Source organism: Halomonas sp. H33-56 (genome assembly GCF_040147035.1).
Taxonomy (GTDB): Bacteria; Pseudomonadota; Gammaproteobacteria; order Pseudomonadales; family Halomonadaceae; genus Halomonas; species Halomonas litopenaei.
Genome location: NZ_JAMSHP010000001.1, coordinates 2,587,412 through 2,606,740, shown reverse-complemented (window position 1 = coordinate 2,606,740; position 19,329 = coordinate 2,587,412). Strand labels below are relative to the sequence as shown.

The window sequence follows — 19,329 nt, the reverse complement described above, 5'->3', positions numbered from 1 at the left end:
CTCCTCGGATTGTTCACGTAGCGCCGGTCGGGCGGCTTCTCGGATTGCTTGTCGCTCATGTCCACTCCGTCAGAGGCCTAGCCCCGAGAGGCATCCAGTCGCGCCCGGGGCGTAGCAACTGCCCTTGGTGGTTGTCGTACATGTAACTGACGTTTACAGCCCACGGTTGGTCAGGGCAGCCACTGTTCGCGCACCCGAGCCGCATCCCAAAACTAACCTGCTCGCAGGTCCGGCAAAGCGTCACCACGCTTGGCTCCTGCTGGAACATCAGCCGCGCCTCACGCTCTTCTTCTTCTGTCGGAGGTTCAACCGGCGGAAGATTGGCGAGTATTGCTCTTAGCTTTTCGCTCACTCGAAAACCTCCTCTGACCAACCGCCGCCATCCTTCTTGCGCCGCTTCATGACCGCGATGAACCGGAAGGGGTAGAGGTCGGCGGCGATCTTGATCTTTGCCCGGGCATCGTCCCGCCAGAAGCCCTTAACCTCGTGACACTCCATCAGCCCATCAGCTCGCATTACCGCGAAGTCTGGTGAGTAGAAGGTGTTGTCTGCGAGGCGCAGCTTGAGCCCTTCGAAGCGGTACCAGGCAATCTCGCCGGCGACGCGCTGCTGTTCGAGCAGGGCGGCATAGGCCGCCTCTGTCTGGTTCATCCTTCCGGCCTTCATGCGGCCCAAGGCTAGATCGCTCATTGCTCCAGCTCCTGGGCGCGCTTGGCGCTCGCCACGATGTCGGCCAGATCCTGCTCGCGGGTCTTGTGGCCCCGCTCGCCGGGCTGCAATGCCTTCTTGATCAGGTGTTGCAGCGCTGGATTGTCGACGGCCCAGGCGGCGAGGACGTCGTAGACATCAACCCACACGCCAGGCTTGATCTCGCGGTGGTACTTGTTGCGCGGCTCCTCATCACCCATGCGGATTGGCCGGGCCAGATCCCTGACGCTGACGAGCGTCTCCTCATGACGGAGCAGGGCGTTGTCGATGTGGTCAGCCATGGGCATCCTCCTTGGCGGCCGCCTTCGCAGCATCTTTGATGAGCCGAAGGACTGATGGCTTGATGGCCTTTCGCCCGTACTGAGCGTAAAGCCACGACAGGTAATCCATGCCTCTCTCAACTTCGCGCTGCTTGCTCACTTGGCATCCTCCTTGGCGGCGATGAACTCGAGGGCGTCGGCCAGGGCGCCGACGATGGGCTCGTCTGTGAAGTGGTCGAGGCCGCGGTTGATGATGTCGATCAGCCACCCTGGCTGTCGGGCCTGCATCTCGGGGCTGGCATGGATCGCTTGATGGCACTCCCGGCAGGCGGGCATGGCGAAGCTGTCCGGCGCTGTGGTGCCCATGCCAGACAGGCCCCAATGCAGGCCAATACAGTGATGCGCGTCCGTGGCAGGGCCGCCGCACGCACAGCAGGGCAGGGACCGAACGAAAGCCAGGTAACGCTCACTACGCCACCGTGTGTCGCTCGACGCCTTCTGTGCTGTCTTGCGGCGCTTCTGCATAGGCTTGCGGGCCATCGGCGCCCGGTTGCGGAGCGGTGTCTTCCGCTGGAGGGCTGAGCGCTTCATGAATCCCTCCTGTCGATCTGCTCGAGAAAGCTGCGCATCTCCTCGCGGGCCCGGCGCTTCTCCTCGCGCTGCGCCCATGCCAGGGCGGCACAGGCGCCGAGGCAGGACACGATGGCGAAGGCGAATAGGGCGAATGTCGGGTTCATGGGCGCCCCCTCCAGATGCAGCAGTAGGCACTCCAGGCAACGTTTAGCAGGCCCGCGACCAGCAGAAATGCCTCCTCTCTCTGAAACTCCGAAGTGTGCGACAGTGCCAGGCCAGCACAGAACCCGCCGGTCGACGCGCACATCAAAACCAGCCATCCGTAGCTCCTCATGCGGCCTCCCGGTATTGATCTGGACCGATGCCTTTGAGGCCGGGATCGGTCAGGCGGAACCCGCGCCCCGTCAGATCCACGTAGACAGCGTTCAGGTATTCGGTCTTCTGCTGCTTGTTCATCCCGCGCGTCACGGGGAAGTCGAATGGCGATTGCATGAACTCGAGCTTCTCCTCGTAGGGGCGCCACTTAATGAGCCGGTCATACTTCTCGGCGAATTCTTCACTGTCCCGGCGCATGATCGGCACGCCGTGGTGGAGCTTCATCTGGCCCCGGTACTCCTCGGCGGTCATGTCACCCTGCTCGCCGGCTTCACGGCACCACAGGCGCTGGAGCCGGTTCTGGTCGAGTGAGCGCTTTTCCTCGTGAGGGCGGACAACGATGTCGACGCGCCCCCAGTCTTGAATCGCTCGAGTGACGATGCCGGGCAGCCGGGCGATGGCGGCCATGGACTCCTGCAGGGTGGCAGCGGTGTTGATGTATGCCTTGGCCTTGCTCATCCCTTGCCTCCCGCGATCACTGCCAGGGTGAGAACGCCCAGGGAGGCCCCAATGAACAGGCCGATCAGAAATAGGGTCATACCACCTCCTCGCGGTACGCTTTGTCGTAGCTCCAGGAGGGCGTGATGATCTCCAGGGCGCTTTGAGGGCGTCCCTTGACGCGGCGGACACGAAACTTGCCCTCTCCGCATGAGAAAACGCCGTATCGCCTCCCGCTGATCTCGGCACGGTTCACAGCCATGTGCACGGCGTGCGCTGGGCAGTCAGTCATGGTTGATCGGTAGTTGCACTTGATGGCGGCGTTCATGCGGCGGCCCTCCTGCGCATGCTCATGATCAGGGAGCGGCGACGCTTGGCATTCTCCCTGGCCCAACGGCGGTAGTTAGGGCCCAGCACGCCGATCTGCTTGTGGACCCACGAATTGCTGACCTTGTAGCCGATGGCATTGAGGTAGGCAGTGCACTCGGAGCAGTTCATGCCCTTGAAGTCGATGCAGTCGCCCAGGATGTCGTGGATCTCGGCCACCAGGGCTACGTCTTTCCGGCGAAAGGCCCCGACCCGCTCCGGGTTGCACAGCCCCATGTCTGCGGCCTTGCCCCGCACCGAAATGCGGGAGCGCCCCAGCTTGTCGGCTGCCTGTTGGTAGGTGGCACCGCTGGCAATGATCTGCTCGAGCCTGTCCAGCTCCTGGCGTGTCCAGGGTTGGCGGGGGCCGGCCTGGCGAGTCAGGCCCAAGTCCCACGCCTTGTGGTTGACAGAGCTCTTGGTCCGGCCAAGCTCCTCGGCGATGGCTCGGTGGGTAACGCCTTCGGCCAGGCGCTGGCGAAGGGTGGTCAACTCGGCCTCGGTCCAGATGCGCCCGCTCATGCATCACCCCCTTCGGCGAGAATCCCTTTGATTCGAGCGATGGTTTCTTCGGTGCTCTTCGGCGGCTCTTCGCCACGGGTTCGCCAGAAATCCTCCGCCTCCTGCTGAGCCTTTCGCTCACTGGCCTCTTGGGCCTTGCGGATATCGCTTTTCATCTCATCGCTTTCGAGAAGGGCTACCCGGTCATCCAGCGCGCCGCCCTCGAGGAGTCGATTGCACAGCGCCTCGTACTCGGCAAAGAACACCTTGCGCAGCCGGTATCGCTCGCCTTCGCTGGAGCAGTGGCGAAGATCCCAGGAGCCGGTGGCAGTGGTGGCGTCCATGACGGCCTGGTGACTCCAGTGGTGCTCCATAATCCGGCCTGCGTAGGTGCAAGCCTCGCGGAAGGCGATCTCGGGTTCCGGCAGCCCGAAGTCTTTCAGGCTCGGTTTGAAGATTCGGCAGAGCTCAGCGATGGATGGCGGCCAGTTCCCGCCCTCGAGCTTGATTTCTTCAATGGCCATGTCGAGCGATTCCATCGTCGGCAGTGATGACCACCTCGCCATCGAAAGTGCGAGCTCCCGCTTGGCCAGCTGGAGCATTTCGTTCGTCGAGAACGACATCCGCCAGGTCCTCGGAAAAATCGCCTCCAGCCGAGTAAACGCCCGGTTCACCAGCCCCTGGATCTCCTGCTTGCGCTCCTCCTTCGTCGAACAGGCCGTCCGCCCAGGAGGTGTCGTAGGGGTCTGCGAGGCTCGCTGCGACACGATCCTGCTCTGCGCGACGGTTGCCAGCTGAGATACGGTTTTCATGGCGAGACTCCTTGAGCTTCTTGACCTGGATTTCGAGCTGATCCCACTTGGCGCGCAGCTTGGCGGGGCTGAGGATGACGCTTGACCAGAACTGGTGTTGGGCAGTCCAGGTGATCAGGAAGCGGATTTGTTCGACGGTGCGCTCGTCACGGGTTCGCATCAGGCGGAACTCGTTTGCCCAGGAGCTCATGTTCGGACGCTTGGGGTTGGTCAGGTCGGCACTGATGGCGGCGAACATTTGCTCGGCCATCTCGTGATCAACGGGCTCACCCCATTTCTTCGGCGAGGACTTCTTCGAGGACTTTCTAGAACCTTTAGGTTCTAGAGTGTCTGTAGTGTCTGTATTTGTGTCCCCATCTTGGGGACGTTTTTCGTCCCCATTTTGGGGTCGGAGTCCCCAAGTTGGATCATGCTTCCGTTTTGGGGACACCCGGGACTTTTGAGCCGAGAAATTCCACTCGCTGATGCGGGTATTGATACCGATCGGTGCCTGCGAGCCGCCATCGCGACGAAGAACCTTCTTGGCCAACAGGCCGTTCACGGCTTCGCTGCAACGTTTGGTCGTCAGGCCCGTCATCTTGGCCAGTACGCTTTGCGAGAGGCGTGCTGAGGAGCGATCCCACCCGAAGGTGGCTCGCTCTACCGCACGGACGACACGGGCCTCTCTGCTCGTCAGAGGGGCCTTGCAAAGCGCCTCGACGATAGCGTTGGCAGTACGGACATATCCGTCTTCCAACTGCGCACCTCTCTTTTCCCTGGGCGCCTCGGGCGCGCTTGGGAACTGGAATATCTGAGCGGTATCTGTCATGATTCACCTACACCTAGTGTTGTGATGAAGCCCGGTCTTTGCTCCCCAGCTCGCCGGGCTTCGTTGCGTTTACTGCCCGACTGAACGCAGGGCAGGTCTCTTCATCGACGCCAGGTCGGCTTTCAACTTGGCTGTCGCTGCCTCGATAGCGCGGAACTGCGCATCCAGGCTTGCAGCTTCGTCTTCGTCCACCTCGCCATCGGCGATAACTTGGTGGATCAGGCCGGCCAGGCGGCCGGATTCTGTCTGGCTGTCCAGAACCGAACCCAGCACGTCGCCACGGCCTACGCCTTCCTCTGTGCGCTTCACAGCGATCATCCCCATGTCATCCAGGAACGGCTGGATCATTTCCTTGCGCGACTCGTCGTCGACGCTCCAGAAGATCGACACGAAGTCCACGAAGCGCAGCGGCATCGCGTCGTTGTCGTCCAGGCGGCGATAAAGGCTCTTGGCAGACATGCCGACGTTTACGGCAAGGGCCTTGATGCAGTTGTTGAACGCCGCGTCGTGCACCGGATCGATGAAGGCGTCCATGTCGCGTACTGGTTGTTTATCCATGGGGAAATTCTCCTGATCGATACCGTGCCGCTCGCGGGCGTGGTTGGTTAAGCTTTCGGTGTGGTTAGGCGGCGGACGCCAGGCGGGGGCAAAGCTCGACAGCCGTAACGGCCCCGCCAGTGAGTCGCTCAGCCTTCAATGCGTGAAGCTCGGAAATGCCGTGCTTTCCACTGGACCAGCCGGAAACGCTTGCCTGACTGACCCCGAGCGCCTCAGCGGTTCGCTCTTGGGTACCGAAGTGCTTGATGAGTCGAGAAATAGGAGTTTCCATCATGCCGGCCCTGGAAAAAAGGAATGCCTATATAGTAGATACAGGAACTCCTTTTTGCAACGGTATAGGTTCGCCTATATCTTTCTCTGGTATGAACATCGGAGATCGGGTTCGCCGCGCCCGGAAAAACGCAGGCTTAACGCAGAAACAGCTTGGGGACGCGGTAGGGGTTCGGCAGGCCACTATCTCTGATCTTGAGAAGGGTGAATCCCGCTCAAGCGCATACCTCGTCCAGATCGCTGACGTGTGCTCTGTCAGCGCAGAATGGCTGGCGACGGGTAAAGGGGAAATGCTCGGTGCCAGCAACGTCTCGACCTTGCGCCCGCGCCGCCCAGCAGAAGGCAATGCCGAGCTGATTGATCACGAGATCATCGAGGGTAGCGAGCCGCTGCGTCCTGATGAGGTGATGTTGCCAGTGTTCAGAGAGGTGGAGTTTGCCGCTGGCGATGGCTGTGCCACCCAGGTCATCGAGAACCACGGGGCGGAGGAGCGCTTTAGCCTGCCGCGCCTATCTAGGGCTGGAGTGCAGCCCGAGAACGCCGCTCTCGCTATCGTCAAGGGTGACTCAATGTGCCCGGCCATCAATGACGGCGCCACTATCGGCATCGACAAGGGAAGCCGGAGCGTTGTTGATGGAAAGATCTATGCCCTCGACCATGACGGTATGCTGCGCGTGAAGCGTCTCTACCGCATGCCTCTGAACCGCGTGCGCGTGGTCAGCGAGAACAGCGAGGAGTACCCGGAGGAGGTCTACAGCCTTGCCGATCCGGACGCCCCGAAGATCCTCGGCAGGGTCTTTTGGTGGGAGAACTTCGACTGATACTAAATAAAAAGGCGCAGAGGAATTTATGTCAGGAACTGAGCCCCAGCAACCTGCTTCACCATTTGCCAAGTTCAGAGGCGAGTTGACTTTAGGAGAGTCCTCTGTCGACTGCTATGTGCTTGATACTGGAGAGCGTGTTATAAACCTGCGAGCAGTGGTCAAGGCGATCGCCAATGCAGATAGCGGTGACCTGGCCAAATTCATAGGCGTTTCGCCACTCAAGCCCTTTATAAACAAAGACTTAATCCTGGCCGAGCTATTAGAATTTACCATCCCAGGGACGCAGTTCAAAGGTTACGGCTTGTCCACCTCAAACTTCGAACTAATCATTCGAGGATATGTTCAGGCGCTTTATCAAAATGTCGAGATGACAGAGCGGCAGAGGTCGATTGCCATCAATTGTGCCGTTATCAGCTCAGGCTTGACGCGCGTTGGTCTTGACGCACTGGTAGACGAGGCAACAGGGTATCAATACGAGCGCGAACATGACGCGCTTCAGCTTAAGCTAAAAGCATTTATCGCAGATGAGTTGAGAGCGTGGGAGAAGACCTTTCCCGATGAGCTGTGGCAAGAGTTTGGTAGGCTGACGGGGTGGACGGGGCCTTTGCATAGCCGCCCGCAGTGGTGGGGCAAGCTCGTCATAGAACTTATTTACGATACGCTAGACCCCGACGTGGCCCAATACCTCCGTGAGAACAGACCCGAGAAAGGTATTCACTGGCATCGTCAGCTCACTGAAAATGTCGGGGTTAGGGCTCTGGTATCACGGTGCTGGGAAGTGGTGGGGCTTGCTAAGAGCTGCTCAGACATCCGAGAGCTACGAGAGAAGGTCGCTCAGCACTACGGCCACGACATCGTACAGCTATCCATAAATCTGCCTCGAAGCAAATAGAAAGGGCTGCATCTCTCAGTCAACCCGCCCGCGAGGCGGGTTTTTTGTGCCCGCCTGTAGCGCTCCCGCTCGATAGCCGCCCTTGAGGCGGTTTTTCTTTGCGCATTCCGCATAGGGAAAACAATAAGATATAGGTGAGTGCGATCAAATATAGGAAAAGCTGTTGACGTAATAAATAGGTATGCCTATATTTGGAGGCGTGGACAGGGCAGCAGCCCACCACCGGCCACCTGGCCACGCTCTTTAACAATCGAAGCCCCGTCCGTCCGTAGCGTGGAGAGCGCGAGAGGCCGCCGGGGAGTGCGTGAAGGCTACGAAAGTGCCGAGGATTCCGACGCCCTGCACAGCGGGGCGTCATCCACCAGCCTTCTCGCCGAGAGGGCTGATGGATGACAACGGGAGAGATGAGATGCACATCACCGAAGACATGATCACCCCGCACCACCTGCTCGCCGCCGAGCGCTGGATCAGCGAGAACGGCATGCCGGAGACCGATGCGGAAATGGCCCGGATGGGTCGGGAAGTGGCTCAAGATGCGCAGCGGGTCGTCGAGCACATGGCGTGCAAGACCTTCGAAGCGCTGTATGCCCACAAGGAAGATCAGAAGGCGGGCGTCGAGACGCTGGCTGGAATGCAGGGCCGGGAGTTCATGCAGGACATCTACAGCGAGCTGCGCCGCAGGGCGTGACAACGGAGCCTACGGGCGAGGGGGAGTGATGAGTTGCTGGTCGAAACCTGAGTTGGAAAACATGCTCGAGGATGTCGTAAACGAGCTTTATCTATCTGACAGCATGATTGAGAAGCACGGCCCACTGGGAACTCCGCCCGCCGAACTTGTGCGCCTAGTGCTGGAAAGGAAGGATCAGGAGATAGATGCGCTAAGGAGAGGAGTAAGGGTGATCTACACCGAATGAGAACCAGCCCCGCATGAGGCCATCATGCCGCGATCCACCGCGATAGAGAGGCCCAGCGCCCCGCCCCGGGCCAGAGTACGGGGCCATCGAAGTGGCGGTTGAGAAGGCCGGGAGCGCCCAGCCGTCCCTGAAAGGGCAGCCGCCAGCTCGATGCACCCGCATCACCATCTGTTCCCTGCATTTGCCCGCCACCGTGCGGGCTTTTTAATTCCAGGAGGTCGCATGACCGCAGACACAGCACGCCGTCGCCTCGGGCTGCGGCCTCTCATCGGCGAGCAATGGGCCGACAAGATCATCACGAGCGAGCACCGCAAGCGGTGGTTGCGCAAAGAGCGCTGGCAGCGTCGCAAGGCCATGGTGGCCCAGAGTGTGACGCCGCCGATCGAGATTTGGAGGGCGGTATGAGCCCTGATCACTGCTGGGTCGCGGTGGCGGCCCTTCTCTACTCCCTGGCATTCATCGGCGCTGTGATAAGCAGCAGGAGGTAGGTATGTGCACGAGCGGATGGAGCAAGCACAGCCGCGACATCGAAGCCTTGCGGGAAGCTGGCAAAGAGCCTGGAGCGTACCCGGTCGATGACGCGATCAAAGAGGCTCTGATGGCTGACCAGCTATCGATGGACGGTTTGATCATGGCCGTTGCCGAGGTGTTTCTTAGCAACGGTTATCGGGGCGGCTCGGAGGTCAATAGAGCGATCGAGATCGCCCTGGACCAGCACTACCGGAGGAGGGCGGCGGCATGACGTTCATGACCACAGTTGCCGGTATTCCGTGCCGGTGCCGGGTGACGTTCTACAGCCCTGGGGCGCCGATGCGCACCACCGGCTGGGGATACGGCGATTGCGATCCCGACGAGTCGGAGGAGTTCGAGTTCGACATCCTCGACCGCCGCGGTTTTCCGGCGGCATGGCTCGAGCGGAAATTGACCGACGACGACTACGACCGGCTGCTCGAGCAGCACCGCAGAGAGCGGGGCGCCTGGGCGGCATGAGGAGGAAAGCATGCGAGCACTGATCTTGATCACCGCCCTGGCCTTGGCCGGCTGTAGCAGCCAGCCGATCGACCGGGAATTCGGACATCGCCACGGCTACGACGCCATGCGGTCGATGATCCAGTCCACCGGAACGATCCATCACGGGGTTGACTGACGAGAAGCCCCAGCCGATGGCGGTCGGACTGGGGCGGATACCAACAGTATCGAGGAGAGGGTAGCAGCATGAATGCAATTACACGACCCAAGGGCGGCGGCTTTGCCCTGCAGCCAAACAGTATGAGCGAGGCCATGGAGATGGCTCAGATGCTGGCTAGCAGCCAGATGGTCCCGCAGCCCTACCAGCAGAAGCCGCAGGACACTTTGGTGGCCATGATGATGGGGTCGGAGTTGGGCCTAAACCCGATTCAGGCGCTGCAGAACATCGCAGTCATCAACGGCAAGCCGGCGATCTACGGGGACGCACTGCTCGCTCTGGTTCAGAGCCATCCAGCTTTCGGTGGGCACGAGGAGTCATTCGACGATGCCAGCATGGCCGCCACCTGCACCGTTTGGCGCAAGGGTGACGCCAAGCCGCACACGGTCACCTTCAGCCAGGCAGACGCCGAGCGCGCCAAGCTGTGGGGTAAAGCCGGTCCCTGGCAGACCTACCCCAAGCGGATGCTCATGTGGCGCGCCCGCGGCTATGCGTTGCGAGACAAGTTCGCCGACGCCCTGGGCGGCCTGATCACCGTCGAGGAGGCTCAGGACATTCCTACCGAGCGGGAAATTAACCCTGCCCAGCAGCAGCCGGAGCGGCCGGCACAGGCAGCGCTCGAACACTACCCGGACGCCGACTTCGAGAAGAATTTCCCGGCATGGAAGGACTGGATTGATGCCGGCAAACGCACCCCCGAGCAGGTCATCAATATGGTCAGCAGCAAGGCGCCGCTGACTGACGAGCAAAAGCAACAGATCCGGAGCATCACCGCGGAGGCCGCAGCATGAAGATCCTCGACGTTGTTCAAGGCACCCAGGAGTGGCACGACATCCGTGCCCGTCATTTCACCGCAAGCGAGGCGCCGGCGATGGCCGGCGTCAGCAAGTACACCAGCCGCGCCGCACTGCTCAAGCAGAAGTACACCGGTGTTGCCGAGGAAGTGACCCCGGCCCAGCAGCGGCTGTTCGACCGCGGCCACGCCGCCGAGGCCGCGGCCCGCCCAATCGCCGAGGAAATTGTCGGAGAGGAGCTGTATCCCGTCACTGGCGTCAGCGAGGAGCATCCGCACCTGCTGGCCAGTCTCGACGGCTGCACCATGCTTGAGGACGTCATCTTCGAGCACAAGCTCTGGAACGAGAGCCTGGTGGCTGCAGTGCAGGCCGACGACCTGCCCGAGCACTACAAGGTGCAGATGGATCAGCAGCTGCTGGTCAGCGGCGCCGAGCGCTGCCTGTTCATGTGCAGCGACGGCACCCGCGAGAACTCCGCTTGGTGCTGGTACGAGGCGGACCAGAAGCGCTTCGACTCCCTGCTCGCCGGCTGGGAGCAGTTCCGACAGGACCTCGCCGACTACCAGCCCCAGGCACAGCAGGTCGCCGCCCAGGGCGAGGCGCCCGAAGCACTGCCGACGCTCAAGATCAACCTCACCGGGGCAGTTCAGGCGAGCAACTTGCCCGACTTCAAGGCCCGTGCCATGGGCATGATCGAAGGTATCCGCACCGAGCTGACTACCGATCAGCACTTCGCCGATGCCGCCGAGACTGTGAAGTTTTTGCAGAAGGGCGAGAAGCAGCTTGAGGCCAGCAAGCAGGCCGCTCTGGAACAGACGGCAAGCATCTCTGAGCTGTTCAGCACCATCGACGAGTTGCGCGAGACCATGCGACAGAAGCGCCTGCATCTCGACAAGCTGGTGAAGGCCGAGAAAGAGAACCGCCGACTAGAGATCCAGCAGAAGGCGCACCAGGCCTTTGACGACTTCTTGGCCAAGCTGGATTGCCCGGTTGAGCCCCGGCACAGCCTCAACGTAGCCGGCGCCATGAAGGGCAAGAAGACCATCGCCACCCTGCAGTCCGCGGCCGATGACGAGGTGGCCCGAGCCAAGGTCGAGTGCCAGCAGCTCGCCAACCAGATCAGCGAGAACAAGGCGCTGATCGAGAAGCACCAGGGCGACTACGGCTTCCTGTTTAGCGACTGGCGCGACCTGATCCAGCGGGATGCCGAGTTCATCAAGCTTCAGGTCGAGAACCGCATCGCGCACCACAAGCAGGAGGAGCAGAAGCGGCTCGAGGCGGAGCGGGAGAAGATCCGGCAGGAGGAAGAAGCCAAGGCGAAGGTACAGGCGGCCGACAAGGAAGCCACCGAAAAGCCCATCGCCGCCGGCAAGGACGAGCCCGCTACCGAGGAGCGCCGCCCCCTCGACACCAGCAAGATCGCTGCCGCTGCCGAACGTGGTGCCGCACTCAAGCCAGCCCGCGAAGTCGAGCAGCCTGACACAGTGACCATCTCCCGTAAGGAGTACGAGGCGCTGCTGGCCGCCCGGGAGAAGCTCGAGGCACTTGAAGATGCCGGCGTCGCCCATTGGAGCGGGTATGACGATGCCATGGAGCATCTTCGCGCCGCTTGAGTAAACAGGCTCCACACCGGGGCCTTTTTTGTGGGAGGCGGTATGCCACGCAAATACCACCGCTGGCCTCGCGAGGATCTCGACATGCTCGAGCGCCTGGTGCTGGCAGGCTGGCATGACGAAGACATCGCTGACGAGATGCAGCGGGAACTGTTGTCTGTGCGCGGCGCCATTCAGCGCATTGGCCTATCCAAAGCCCGGCCTGCCAGCTTCTGGAACCGGCGAGACGACTGGCCAGAGATCGACACCATCATCGTCGATTGTCTCGAGGCCAGCTTGATGACGGTGCCTCAAGTCGCTGAGCACTTGGCCCGCATCGGGAAAAGGGTCTCGGTTCAAAGCGTGTACCGGCGAATCGCCAGCATGCCAACAGAGGTACAGAACCGAGCCAAGCGCAATGGCAGCCGGCGTCGCGCTGCTGTCTGCTCACGGATCAAAGGTCGCCGCAGGGCGGCATGAATAAACGCGCCGTGCCCGGTGGCGCCAATGACCGGAGCCGAGGCCAGGCCACCGTGTCTCAAAACGGAGTCAGCCCGCTGGCCGCCGTCTCCTCAGCTCCACCCGTGCTGAGCGCGGGCGAGTTCACTGCACAGCAGTAGGCGGCAGGGCGGGCCGGGTGCCGCACGTGAAGCGGCAATTTCTTTCCAGCCTCGGCACGCGCCGGGGCTTTTTCATGGGAGCACGATCATGTGGTTCAAAAATCTCCATCTCTACCGCGTTCACAGCGCCCATATCTCAAGCCTGGAGTGGCTCGAGCAAGCGCTGGGCGAGCAGGCGTTGCGCCCCCTCAGTGGCAGCGAAGCACGTCGCGTTGGCTGGGTGCCGCCGGCCGGGCGCGGCGGTGACCACTACCTGCATGAGCTTCAGGGGCATCACCTCATGAGCATGTGCCGGCAAGAGCGAATCCTTCCCGTCTCAGTAGTGCGAGAGGAGGTCGAAGAGCGCGTCGAGGCGATTGAGGCGGAGGAGTGCAGAAAGCTGCGGCGCCAAGAGAAGCGGGCAATCAAGGAGCAGGTTTACGAGGAGCTGCTGCCGCGGGCATTCGTGCGGACGCAGCGAATCGACGTGTGGTGGGACGTGAGCCGCAACCTGATCGGCGTGGCCACCTCGAGCCGCAAGCGTGCAGAGGAAGCACTGGACCTGATGCGCGAGACGCTGGGCAGCCTCAAGGTCACGCCGCTTGCTACGCAGACCCTTCCGATGCACGCCATGACGACTTGGCTTACGGACCCCGGCAGCCGGCCGGCCGACATGCAGATCGGGGGTCAGGTCGAGCTCAAGGCAATAGGTGATGACGGAGTCGTGCGCGTCCGCCAGGTGGACTTGGATAGCGATGACATGCAGCACCTGCTGGAGAGCGGGCGCCAGGCAAGCAAGCTCGCCCTGGGGCTCGAGGGGCGTATGACCTTCGTGCTTCACGACGACCTGGCCATCAAGGCAATTCGCTTCGATGACACGCTGATTGACGAGGCGAGCGAGGCAGATGACGGCGATGACGCGGTAGCCCGCCTCGAGACCGACTTCCTGCTGATGGCGAAGGCCCTGGGCGAAAGCGTGGAGCGCGTCGTGGGGTGGATGGGCGGCGAAGCCCAGCAGTATGGCGCAGGCCATAAGGATGACTTGCTGAGGCAGGGTGCCGCATGACACCAGCCGAGTGGGTCGAAGACATCGAGGTCTGGGGCGAGGTCGGCGCCAGAGCTGTCGAGCAGGCGCTGGCCGATCAGATGTGGAGGGGGTGGGTATGCAGCGAGTAGACAGGCTGCGCGGCCTGGTGTCCGTGCAGCAGGAGATCAGGGTGCGGGAAGGACTGCCGGTGCGGTTCAGCGCCCGGCACGTGGCGGCGGGCCTCGGCGCCGTGATGGGCCAGTACCGGTTGGTGAAAGCGCCCGAGGCAGCCCAAGAGGCGATCCGGCAGTGGCACGAGCACGGGCGGATTCAGCGCGACGGCACGCTCGACGGGATACCGGCATGGAGGAAGGCGGGATGACCGCGGCCATCATTCTCGGCCTGCTGATCATGGCCGGCGGGGCGCTGGTCCTGAGAGAGGCGAGGCGGGCTTACAGAGAGCAGAGGAGAAGGGTATGAGCAGTTCGATTGAAGCGCTACAGCAGCGGCTGGAGCAGGTGGAAGCCGAGAGGGGCGCGCTGGCGGCGCATGTGGAGCGGCTTACCCGCTACTCGAAAGAGGCGCGGCTTTGCCTTGATCACGCAAGGGTCTTCATCTCCACGCGGCAGAAGATGCACGAGTGCGGCAGAGAGGCCCATGACGAATGCCTGGCATGTCTTACCCAGTCCCTGGAGGACACTCCCGCCACCAGCCTCGCCCGCCGCGATGCCAGGGTGAAGGCGGAGGCGCTGGAGGCACTGGCGAACAGCCTAAACCTAAGCTTTGACAGAAATATTATCAGCAAAAACGGCATTTTAGAAAAGGCCGCCGAATACCGCCAACAGGCCGAGGGAGGTGGCGATGAGTAGGCAGGCCGGGTGGTACTGGGTGAAGACGGACTGTCTCGGTCGAGAGCCGAGAGTGGAATGGGACTGCCTCTACTGGTGCACGGAAGATGAAGGCGAGGCCGCTTGGCTGTGCGCAGCAGGCGTTGATTTTGATGACGACGTGCTCGAGATCGGCCCCCGCATCCCGTCGCCGGACGAGCCGTGGCAGTGCGTACCGGTAGAGGCGACGCGAGATATGAGGGACGCGGTTTACAAGAAGACAGGAAGTGTACAGATCATGGCGGACGCCTGGGCGGCTTGGCCTGACATGCTCGCAGCGGCGCCGAAGCCGGGAGGTGAGGGATGAACCTTGGCTGGTGCGGTTCCTGGTATGCCAGGTATAGATTCAGCGGCGCCCGTGGAAAACAGAGTGAGCCTGGTGAGCATCATTGTGCCCACCCGAGCAAGGGTTGCGGGGTATAGTAGGTGAAACGCAAAAACTGGAAGCCATTCATGTCCTTCGATGTCGACGAGCTACTGTATCTAGCCGCTTTCCCTACTCGTGCCGAAATTCTTAATGTAGTCCAAAAATTCGATCCGATCTGTGTGTCTAGGATTTCTGAGGTGCTATCTCTGACCCAGAATCAGACCAGCAAGCATCTCACCAAAATGCGCGAAGCAGGTCTTGTAAAGGCGGATCGGTCAGGCCGTACCGTGTACTACCGCCTTGCAGATGAACCTTGTTTACGCGACTTCCTTGAATGGCGGCGACGATACCGCCAGTGAACTGCCGATCATCATGCCGCCCACCGAGGCGGCTTTCTTTTGCCCTGAAGGAGAGCTTGATCATGACACCCCTGATGCCGCCGAGCGAGGTGGCGGAACTCTTGGCCATCAGTGAGCGCAAGGTCTACGCGATCAAGCACCTGATTGGCTATGTCGCCCTGGGCGGCAACGTACGGTTTGAGCGAGAGGCGGTCGACGCTTACATTGAGAGCTGCAAGCGCGGCCCCTCACGAGGGGAGCAACAAAAATGGGTATCACGGTTCGATACCGCGCATCTCGGAGCAGGTGGGTCGTCACCGAGTCGGGTGAGCGCGGCAGATATCAGCGAACGTTTATCACGGAAAAGGAAGCAAGGCAGTTCGCCACGAAGCGAGAGGCTGAACTAAACGAGGCTCAGTTCAATGGCCTCATGGGCCGGCAGGAGCGGAGGACCTTCATGGAGGGTCTTCTGCGCTGGGTCGACGAGTACGACACGAACAGCCAGGGCGCGAGCATTCGTGCAGTTGCCCGCTGGTTCGACGAGAACGCGCAAGACGTGCTTCTTGGTCAAGAGGTGTTGGATGCAGCCCGGTCGATGCAGAAGGATATGCGTAGGAAGCGGCTCAGCCAAAGCACAATCAATAACCGGACCCAGGTGGTCAAGCGAGTGCTGAGCCTGGCGTATCGGGAGTGGGATTGGCTGGATCAGCCGCTGGACGGCAAGCTGCGCAAGCCCACCCCGAAAAACGAGCGCCACGTCTACCTGACCGCAGGGGATATTCGGCGTTTGGTTGAGGCTGTGCCGGAAGAGTATCCGGAGGAGCGGCGAATCATCACGCTGGCTGCTTTGACGGGACTACGCCGCGGCGAACTCCTGTCGCTTGACCATGGCAACATCCAGGGTGGTCGCATCGTGTTGCGACCAGGGCAGACCAAGAGTGGCAAGGCCAGGGTCGTGCCGCTGCCGGAGGATGGTGCGGCATTGGTGGCCAACCTGCCGTTTGCATCTGACGCTCATCAATTGCGCAAGGCGTTTGAAGCTGCCCGGCGGGCTATAAAGCGTGATGATCTGCGCTTTCATGACCTTCGCCACACCTACGCCAGCCTGCTGGCTGAGGCGGGGGAGGTGATGACGACGGTGCAGGCGCTACTTGGCCACAGCAGCTTGGTGGTGACCAGCCGGTACGCGCATATGTTCGACTCGCGTCTGGATCAAGTGGCTGGCAGGCTGCCGAAGCTTTGCGACCAAATTGCGACCAGAGAGGAGGGCGTCGAGGGACTAGGTAGCGTAAGGCATTGAAACTATTGGTGCCCGGAGCCGGGCTCGAACCGGCACGGTGTTGCCACCGAGGGATTTTAAGTCCCTTGCGTCTACCAATTTCGCCATCCGGGCAGGAACGTCGCCAGAGGTAAGGCGATAGGGTCCGAAGGGATCGGACACGGCTTCTGGGAAGCGGGGCACACCTGAAAGGAAAAATGGAGGCTGGAGTCGGAATCGAACCGGCGTACACGGAGTTGCAGTCCGCTGCATAACCACTCTGCCATCCAGCCTCATGAGTCATCCATCGTCTGATGATGGAGCGGGAAACGAGATTCGAACTCGCGACCCCAACCTTGGCAAGGTTGTGCTCTACCACTGAGCTATTCCCGCCTGACTCGAGGACGTATTATACGGATAAGTCGGTGACTGTCAAACGCTTTTCCCTGAATTTTCGAATAGGCCCCGGATCGCCAGAGCACTGCCTACAGCGAGCGGCTCAGGTGCGGCCAGGCGGCCCGCAGGTACTGGATCATCGACCACAGCGTCAGTATGGCGGCGGCGTACAGGGTGACAACGCCCAGTTCGGCGATCAGGTGGCCGGGAGGGAAGGCCAGCAGCAGCAGCAGGGCGACCATCTGCAGGGTGGTCTTTACCTTGCCGATCCAGGACACCGCGACCGAACCGCGCTTGCCCATCTCCGCCATCCACTCGCGCAGTGCCGAGATGACGATCTCGCGGCCGATGATCACCAGCGCCGGCAACGTCAGCCAGGCGGCGTCGTAGCGCTCGATCAGCAGTGCCAGCGCCACTGCCACCATCAGCTTGTCCGCCACCGGGTCGAGGAAGGCGCCAAATGGCGTCGACTGGTCCCACCTGCGCGCCAGATAGCCATCCAGCCAGTCGGTGATGGAGGCCAGGCCGAACAGGGCGGCGGCGGTCAGCATGCTGTATTCGAAGGGCAGGTAGAACAGCACCACCAGCAGGGGGATGAAGACGATGCGTGCCAGGGTCAGAATGTTGGGAATGTTCATCGATACCGCTGTCCTTGCTGGAGGGGGGCGACAAGAAGCGACGGACGACGTTGGCGCCCGTCAAAGTGGTTCATTCTATCCGTGATACCTCAACTCATCCATGCAGGGCACGATGAATTGTGTCTGCCATGGTGGCGCTGATGCCGGGAACCCGAGCCAGTTCATCGCGGGTGGCCTGCTTGATGCCCTGGAGTCCGCCGAAGAAGCGCAGCAGTTCACGTCGGCGTTTGGGGCCGACGCCGGGGATATCCTGAAGCGTCGAGGTGCGCCTGGCCTTGTCTCGCTTGGCACGGTGGCCAGCGATAGCGAATCGGTGCGATTCGTCGCGGATGTGCTGGATAAGGTGAAGACCCGGCGAGGTCGGTGGCAGCGCCAGAGAGCGATCCACGGTCTCGACAAAGAGGGTCTCTAGGCCAGCCTTGCGGGTGGTGCCCTTGGCCACCCCGAGCAGGATCACGCCGTTGATGGCGAGCTCGGCGAGCACCTCCCGCGCCATGTTCAACTGGCCCTTGCCGCCGTCCACGACCAGGATGTCGGGTAACACGCCTTCCCCTTCGTTGAAGCGCTTGAAGCGACGAGTCAGCGCCTGCTGCATCGCTGCGTAGTCATCGCCGGCGGCGACTCCCTTGATGTTGAAACGCCGATAGTCGCTCTTGCGCGGGCCGTCCTGGTCGAACACGACGCAGGATGCCACCGTGGCCTCGCCGTGGCTGTGACTGATATCGAAGCATTCGAGCCGTTGCGGCGTCTCGTCGAGCTCGAGTGCCTGGCGAAGATCTTCGAAACGTTTGGCGAGCTGGGTCTGGTTGGCCAGTTGGCCGGCCAGTTGCTGCTCGGCGTTGGTGCGGGCGAGTTCACGCCACTGGGCGCGGTGACCGCGGACCTTGTCGGTCATGCGTACCCGGCGTCCGGCATGCTCGCTCAGCGCCCGGGCGATCAGTTCGGCGTCGGGTACGGCGTGGCTGGTCAGCACTTCAGTGGGGATCTCCCGGGCCTGTCCGAGGTAGTACTGGCTGACGAAGTCACCCAGCAGTTCCGGCTCCCCGAGATCGAGGCTGTTGGCGGGGCTGTAGTGCCGCGCCCCCAGCAGACGCCCCTGACGAATCGACAGCACCGAGATGCACAGGGCACCCGGCTGGGAGGCCAGGGCAAAGGCGTCGGCGTCTCCGCTGCCGGTATCCACCACCTGGCGCTGCTGCAGACGGCGCAGATCCTGCAACTGGTCGCGCAGACGTGCCGCTTCCTCGAAGTCGAGGGCCTGGCTTGCGGCCTCCATGTCGCGGGTCAGCTCCTGGCTGACCGATTCGCTGCGTCCTTCCAGGCACTGGATGGCGTGTTCGATATCGCGGCGGTAGTCTTCTTCGCTGATGTAGCCCACGCAGGGGGCGCTGCAGCGCTGAATCTGATACTGCAGGCAGGGCCGGGTGCGGTGTGCGAAGACGCCGTCCTCGCAGTTGCGGATACGGAACACCTTCTGCATCAGTGATAGCGTTTCGCGCACGGCGCCGCTGGAGGGATAGGGCCCGAAATAGCGGCCGTCATCGTGGCGGGTCCGTGCGCGCTTGTGTTCCAGAGCCGGGAAGGGATGACGGTCGGTGACAAACACGAAGGGGTAGGACTTGTCGTCACGCAACAGGATGTTGTAGGGCGGTCTGAGCTGCTTTATCAGGGTCTGTTCGAGCAGCAGCGCCTCGGTCTCGCTGTTGGTCACCGTGACCTGGATGTCGTGGATGCGAGCGACCAGCGCCTGAGTCTTGGTATTGAGTGCGCCGCGGAAATAGCTCGCCAGGCGAGCCTTCAGGCGACGAGCCTTGCCGATATAGAGGGTATTGGACTGGTCATCGAACATCCGGTAGATACCGGGTGATTCGCTGACGGTCTCGAGAAAGCGTCGGGCATCGAAGGTCATGGTCTGGTAAGGCTCACCCTGTCACATCACGTCAGGGAG

Annotated in this window: 30 protein-coding genes and 3 tRNA genes; 16 read left to right on the top strand and 17 right to left on the bottom strand. The window is 61.7% G+C overall.

Translation table 11 applies throughout. The annotated features are described in order from the left end of the window. Positions 1–348 precede the first annotated feature (348 nt). The 12 genes from NFH98_RS11050 to NFH98_RS10995 form a co-directional block, all read right to left on the bottom strand. Positions 349–690, bottom strand: a complete 342-nt coding sequence (locus tag NFH98_RS11050; RefSeq protein WP_108133142.1) for a DUF1064 domain-containing protein — start codon at positions 688–690, stop codon at positions 349–351. After that, positions 687–989 (bottom strand): hypothetical protein, encoded by a 303-nt coding sequence (locus NFH98_RS11045; protein ID WP_349622699.1) that lies wholly within the window; start codon positions 987–989, stop codon positions 687–689. The genes NFH98_RS11050 and NFH98_RS11045 overlap by 4 nt, the downstream gene beginning before the upstream one ends. Next, positions 982–1,128 carry a hypothetical protein gene (locus NFH98_RS11040; protein ID WP_349622698.1) on the bottom strand — a complete coding sequence of 49 codons (147 nt, stop codon included), beginning with the start codon at positions 1,126–1,128 and terminating at the stop codon, positions 982–984. The genes NFH98_RS11045 and NFH98_RS11040 overlap by 8 nt, the downstream gene beginning before the upstream one ends. After that, positions 1,125–1,559, bottom strand: a complete 435-nt coding sequence (locus NFH98_RS11035) for a DUF968 domain-containing protein (protein ID WP_349622697.1) — start codon at positions 1,557–1,559, stop codon at positions 1,125–1,127. The genes NFH98_RS11040 and NFH98_RS11035 overlap by 4 nt, the downstream gene beginning before the upstream one ends. Further along, complete coding sequence (locus tag NFH98_RS11030) at positions 1,556–1,705, bottom strand: hypothetical protein (RefSeq protein WP_222569950.1); 150 nt, start codon at positions 1,703–1,705, stop codon at positions 1,556–1,558. The genes NFH98_RS11035 and NFH98_RS11030 overlap by 4 nt, the downstream gene beginning before the upstream one ends. A gap of 166 nt (positions 1,706–1,871) precedes the next feature. After that, positions 1,872–2,375 (bottom strand): hypothetical protein, encoded by a 504-nt coding sequence (locus NFH98_RS11025; protein WP_349622696.1) that lies wholly within the window; start codon positions 2,373–2,375, stop codon positions 1,872–1,874. A gap of 76 nt (positions 2,376–2,451) precedes the next feature. Then, positions 2,452–2,682, bottom strand: a complete 231-nt coding sequence (locus tag NFH98_RS11020; RefSeq protein WP_108133147.1) for a hypothetical protein — start codon at positions 2,680–2,682, stop codon at positions 2,452–2,454. Then, positions 2,679–3,242 carry a hypothetical protein gene (locus NFH98_RS11015; protein ID WP_253551674.1) on the bottom strand — a complete coding sequence of 188 codons (564 nt, stop codon included), beginning with the start codon at positions 3,240–3,242 and terminating at the stop codon, positions 2,679–2,681. The genes NFH98_RS11020 and NFH98_RS11015 overlap by 4 nt, the downstream gene beginning before the upstream one ends. Then, on the bottom strand, positions 3,239–3,844 hold the full coding sequence (locus tag NFH98_RS11010; RefSeq protein WP_349622695.1) for a hypothetical protein: 606 nt from the start codon (positions 3,842–3,844) through the stop codon (positions 3,239–3,241). Before NFH98_RS11010 ends, NFH98_RS11015 begins: the two co-directional genes overlap by 4 nt. After that, positions 3,735–4,841, bottom strand: a complete 1,107-nt coding sequence (locus tag NFH98_RS11005) for a replication protein (protein WP_349622694.1) — start codon at positions 4,839–4,841, stop codon at positions 3,735–3,737. Before NFH98_RS11005 ends, NFH98_RS11010 begins: the two co-directional genes overlap by 110 nt. Positions 4,842–4,910: 69 nt before the next feature. Beyond that, the gene (locus NFH98_RS11000; RefSeq protein ID WP_349622693.1) at positions 4,911–5,399 is read right to left on the bottom strand and encodes a phage regulatory CII family protein; all 489 of its coding nucleotides are present in this window, start codon (positions 5,397–5,399) and stop codon (positions 4,911–4,913) included. A gap of 64 nt (positions 5,400–5,463) precedes the next feature. After that, positions 5,464–5,670, bottom strand: a complete 207-nt coding sequence (locus NFH98_RS10995) for a transcriptional regulator (RefSeq protein ID WP_249742708.1) — start codon at positions 5,668–5,670, stop codon at positions 5,464–5,466. Position 5,671: 1 nt separating this feature from the next. Here NFH98_RS10995 and NFH98_RS10990 point away from each other — a divergent pair, with 1 nt between their 5' ends. The 16 genes from NFH98_RS10990 (at position 5,672) to NFH98_RS10915 (ending at position 16,389) form a co-directional block, all read left to right on the top strand. Beyond that, positions 5,672–6,490 (top strand): XRE family transcriptional regulator, encoded by an 819-nt coding sequence (locus NFH98_RS10990; RefSeq protein ID WP_349622692.1) that lies wholly within the window; start codon positions 5,672–5,674, stop codon positions 6,488–6,490. 28 nt (positions 6,491–6,518) lie between these two features. Beyond that, on the top strand, positions 6,519–7,385 hold the full coding sequence (locus NFH98_RS10985) for a P63C domain-containing protein (protein WP_349622691.1): 867 nt from the start codon (positions 6,519–6,521) through the stop codon (positions 7,383–7,385). A 409-nt stretch (positions 7,386–7,794) separates the two neighbouring features. Further along, positions 7,795–8,073, top strand: a complete 279-nt coding sequence (locus NFH98_RS10980) for a hypothetical protein (protein ID WP_349622689.1) — start codon at positions 7,795–7,797, stop codon at positions 8,071–8,073. Positions 8,074–8,521: 448 nt separating this feature from the next. Beyond that, positions 8,522–8,704: a hypothetical protein gene (locus tag NFH98_RS10975; RefSeq protein WP_349622688.1), complete on the top strand. Its 183-nt coding sequence runs from the start codon at positions 8,522–8,524 to the stop codon at positions 8,702–8,704. An 85-nt stretch (positions 8,705–8,789) separates the two neighbouring features. Beyond that, on the top strand, positions 8,790–9,041 hold the full coding sequence (locus NFH98_RS10970) for a hypothetical protein (RefSeq protein ID WP_348814324.1): 252 nt from the start codon (positions 8,790–8,792) through the stop codon (positions 9,039–9,041). After that, entirely contained in the window at positions 9,038–9,289 is a 252-nt protein-coding gene (locus tag NFH98_RS10965; RefSeq protein WP_348814323.1) for a hypothetical protein, read from the top strand. Before NFH98_RS10970 ends, NFH98_RS10965 begins: the two co-directional genes overlap by 4 nt. 10 nt (positions 9,290–9,299) lie before the next feature. Continuing rightward, a complete protein-coding gene (locus NFH98_RS10960; protein WP_289105172.1) occupies positions 9,300–9,446 on the top strand; it encodes a hypothetical protein in 147 nt (48 codons plus the stop codon). A gap of 68 nt (positions 9,447–9,514) precedes the next feature. Then, positions 9,515–10,276 carry a recombinase RecT gene (locus NFH98_RS10955; RefSeq protein WP_349622686.1) on the top strand — a complete coding sequence of 254 codons (762 nt, stop codon included), beginning with the start codon at positions 9,515–9,517 and terminating at the stop codon, positions 10,274–10,276. After that, on the top strand, positions 10,273–11,892 hold the full coding sequence (locus NFH98_RS10950; protein ID WP_349622685.1) for a lambda-exonuclease family protein: 1,620 nt from the start codon (positions 10,273–10,275) through the stop codon (positions 11,890–11,892). The genes NFH98_RS10955 and NFH98_RS10950 overlap by 4 nt, the downstream gene beginning before the upstream one ends. Before the next feature lie 84 nt (positions 11,893–11,976). Continuing rightward, positions 11,977–12,351, top strand: coding sequence for a hypothetical protein (locus NFH98_RS10945; protein ID WP_045993466.1), 375 nt, complete (start codon positions 11,977–11,979; stop codon positions 12,349–12,351). 228 nt (positions 12,352–12,579) lie between these two features. Beyond that, positions 12,580–13,536 carry a recombination-associated protein RdgC gene (locus tag NFH98_RS10940; protein ID WP_349622684.1) on the top strand — a complete coding sequence of 319 codons (957 nt, stop codon included), beginning with the start codon at positions 12,580–12,582 and terminating at the stop codon, positions 13,534–13,536. Positions 13,537–13,633: 97 nt separating this feature from the next. Then, positions 13,634–13,879 (top strand): hypothetical protein, encoded by a 246-nt coding sequence (locus NFH98_RS10935; RefSeq protein WP_108133166.1) that lies wholly within the window; start codon positions 13,634–13,636, stop codon positions 13,877–13,879. Positions 13,880–13,973: 94 nt separating this feature from the next. Continuing rightward, entirely contained in the window at positions 13,974–14,366 is a 393-nt protein-coding gene (locus NFH98_RS10930) for a hypothetical protein (protein ID WP_253551648.1), read from the top strand. A gap of 471 nt (positions 14,367–14,837) precedes the next feature. Further along, positions 14,838–15,110: an ArsR/SmtB family transcription factor gene (locus NFH98_RS21000; protein ID WP_222516441.1), complete on the top strand. Its 273-nt coding sequence runs from the start codon at positions 14,838–14,840 to the stop codon at positions 15,108–15,110. 62 nt (positions 15,111–15,172) lie between these two features. Further along, positions 15,173–15,496, top strand: coding sequence for a helix-turn-helix domain-containing protein (locus tag NFH98_RS10920; RefSeq protein ID WP_222569929.1), 324 nt, complete (start codon positions 15,173–15,175; stop codon positions 15,494–15,496). Positions 15,497–15,546: 50 nt separating this feature from the next. Continuing rightward, complete coding sequence (locus NFH98_RS10915; RefSeq protein ID WP_253551644.1) at positions 15,547–16,389, top strand: tyrosine-type recombinase/integrase; 843 nt, start codon at positions 15,547–15,549, stop codon at positions 16,387–16,389. 6 nt (positions 16,390–16,395) lie between these two features. Here the strand turns inward: NFH98_RS10915 and NFH98_RS10910 are convergent. The 5 genes from NFH98_RS10910 to uvrC all read right to left on the bottom strand — a co-directional run bounded on the left by NFH98_RS10910 (position 16,396) and on the right by uvrC (position 19,290). Beyond that, positions 16,396–16,482, bottom strand: a tRNA-Leu gene (locus tag NFH98_RS10910). An 84-nt stretch (positions 16,483–16,566) separates the two neighbouring features. Next, positions 16,567–16,640 (bottom strand) — tRNA-Cys (locus NFH98_RS10905). Between the two features lie 25 nt (positions 16,641–16,665). Then, a tRNA-Gly gene (locus tag NFH98_RS10900) sits at positions 16,666–16,740 on the bottom strand. A gap of 92 nt (positions 16,741–16,832) precedes the next feature. After that, positions 16,833–17,381 (bottom strand): CDP-diacylglycerol--glycerol-3-phosphate 3-phosphatidyltransferase, encoded by a 549-nt coding sequence (gene pgsA, locus NFH98_RS10895; RefSeq protein ID WP_045994190.1) that lies wholly within the window; start codon positions 17,379–17,381, stop codon positions 16,833–16,835. A 94-nt stretch (positions 17,382–17,475) separates the two neighbouring features. Continuing rightward, positions 17,476–19,290, bottom strand: a complete 1,815-nt coding sequence (gene uvrC / locus NFH98_RS10890; protein ID WP_045994189.1) for an excinuclease ABC subunit UvrC — start codon at positions 19,288–19,290, stop codon at positions 17,476–17,478. Between the last annotated feature and the right edge of the window lie 39 nt (positions 19,291–19,329).

Bases quoted from the DNA above. Each gene is read 5' to 3' on its own strand.
- NFH98_RS11050 (WP_108133142.1), bottom strand. From the start codon at position 690: ATGAGCGATCTAGCCTTGGGCCGCATGAAGGCCGGAAGGATGAACCAG.
- NFH98_RS11045 (WP_349622699.1), bottom strand. From the start codon at position 989: ATGGCTGACCACATCGACAACGCCCTGCTCCGTCATGAGGAGACGCTC.
- NFH98_RS11035 (WP_349622697.1), bottom strand. From the start codon at position 1,559: ATGAAGCGCTCAGCCCTCCAGCGGAAGACACCGCTCCGCAACCGGGCG.
- NFH98_RS11030 (WP_222569950.1), bottom strand. From the start codon at position 1,705: ATGAACCCGACATTCGCCCTATTCGCCTTCGCCATCGTGTCCTGCCTC.
- NFH98_RS11025 (WP_349622696.1), bottom strand. From the start codon at position 2,375: ATGAGCAAGGCCAAGGCATACATCAACACCGCTGCCACCCTGCAGGAG.
- NFH98_RS11020 (WP_108133147.1), bottom strand. From the start codon at position 2,682: ATGAACGCCGCCATCAAGTGCAACTACCGATCAACCATGACTGACTGC.
- NFH98_RS11015 (WP_253551674.1), bottom strand. From the start codon at position 3,242: ATGAGCGGGCGCATCTGGACCGAGGCCGAGTTGACCACCCTTCGCCAG.
- NFH98_RS11010 (WP_349622695.1), bottom strand. From the start codon at position 3,844: ATGTCGTTCTCGACGAACGAAATGCTCCAGCTGGCCAAGCGGGAGCTC.
- NFH98_RS11005 (WP_349622694.1), bottom strand. From the start codon at position 4,841: ATGACAGATACCGCTCAGATATTCCAGTTCCCAAGCGCGCCCGAGGCG.
- NFH98_RS11000 (WP_349622693.1), bottom strand. From the start codon at position 5,399: ATGGATAAACAACCAGTACGCGACATGGACGCCTTCATCGATCCGGTG.
- NFH98_RS10995 (WP_249742708.1), bottom strand. From the start codon at position 5,670: ATGGAAACTCCTATTTCTCGACTCATCAAGCACTTCGGTACCCAAGAG.
- NFH98_RS10990 (WP_349622692.1), top strand. From the start codon at position 5,672: ATGCCGGCCCTGGAAAAAAGGAATGCCTATATAGTAGATACAGGAACT.
- NFH98_RS10985 (WP_349622691.1), top strand. From the start codon at position 6,519: ATGTCAGGAACTGAGCCCCAGCAACCTGCTTCACCATTTGCCAAGTTC.
- NFH98_RS10980 (WP_349622689.1), top strand. From the start codon at position 7,795: ATGCACATCACCGAAGACATGATCACCCCGCACCACCTGCTCGCCGCC.
- NFH98_RS10975 (WP_349622688.1), top strand. From the start codon at position 8,522: ATGACCGCAGACACAGCACGCCGTCGCCTCGGGCTGCGGCCTCTCATC.
- NFH98_RS10970 (WP_348814324.1), top strand. From the start codon at position 8,790: ATGTGCACGAGCGGATGGAGCAAGCACAGCCGCGACATCGAAGCCTTG.
- NFH98_RS10965 (WP_348814323.1), top strand. From the start codon at position 9,038: ATGACGTTCATGACCACAGTTGCCGGTATTCCGTGCCGGTGCCGGGTG.
- NFH98_RS10960 (WP_289105172.1), top strand. From the start codon at position 9,300: ATGCGAGCACTGATCTTGATCACCGCCCTGGCCTTGGCCGGCTGTAGC.
- NFH98_RS10955 (WP_349622686.1), top strand. From the start codon at position 9,515: ATGAATGCAATTACACGACCCAAGGGCGGCGGCTTTGCCCTGCAGCCA.
- NFH98_RS10950 (WP_349622685.1), top strand. From the start codon at position 10,273: ATGAAGATCCTCGACGTTGTTCAAGGCACCCAGGAGTGGCACGACATC.
- NFH98_RS10945 (WP_045993466.1), top strand. From the start codon at position 11,977: ATGCTCGAGCGCCTGGTGCTGGCAGGCTGGCATGACGAAGACATCGCT.
- NFH98_RS10940 (WP_349622684.1), top strand. From the start codon at position 12,580: ATGTGGTTCAAAAATCTCCATCTCTACCGCGTTCACAGCGCCCATATC.
- NFH98_RS10935 (WP_108133166.1), top strand. From the start codon at position 13,634: ATGCAGCGAGTAGACAGGCTGCGCGGCCTGGTGTCCGTGCAGCAGGAG.
- NFH98_RS10930 (WP_253551648.1), top strand. From the start codon at position 13,974: ATGAGCAGTTCGATTGAAGCGCTACAGCAGCGGCTGGAGCAGGTGGAA.
- NFH98_RS21000 (WP_222516441.1), top strand. From the start codon at position 14,838: ATGTCCTTCGATGTCGACGAGCTACTGTATCTAGCCGCTTTCCCTACT.
- NFH98_RS10920 (WP_222569929.1), top strand. From the start codon at position 15,173: ATGACACCCCTGATGCCGCCGAGCGAGGTGGCGGAACTCTTGGCCATC.
- NFH98_RS10915 (WP_253551644.1), top strand. From the start codon at position 15,547: ATGGAGGGTCTTCTGCGCTGGGTCGACGAGTACGACACGAACAGCCAG.
- pgsA (WP_045994190.1), bottom strand. From the start codon at position 17,381: ATGAACATTCCCAACATTCTGACCCTGGCACGCATCGTCTTCATCCCC.
- uvrC (WP_045994189.1), bottom strand. From the start codon at position 19,290: ATGACCTTCGATGCCCGACGCTTTCTCGAGACCGTCAGCGAATCACCC.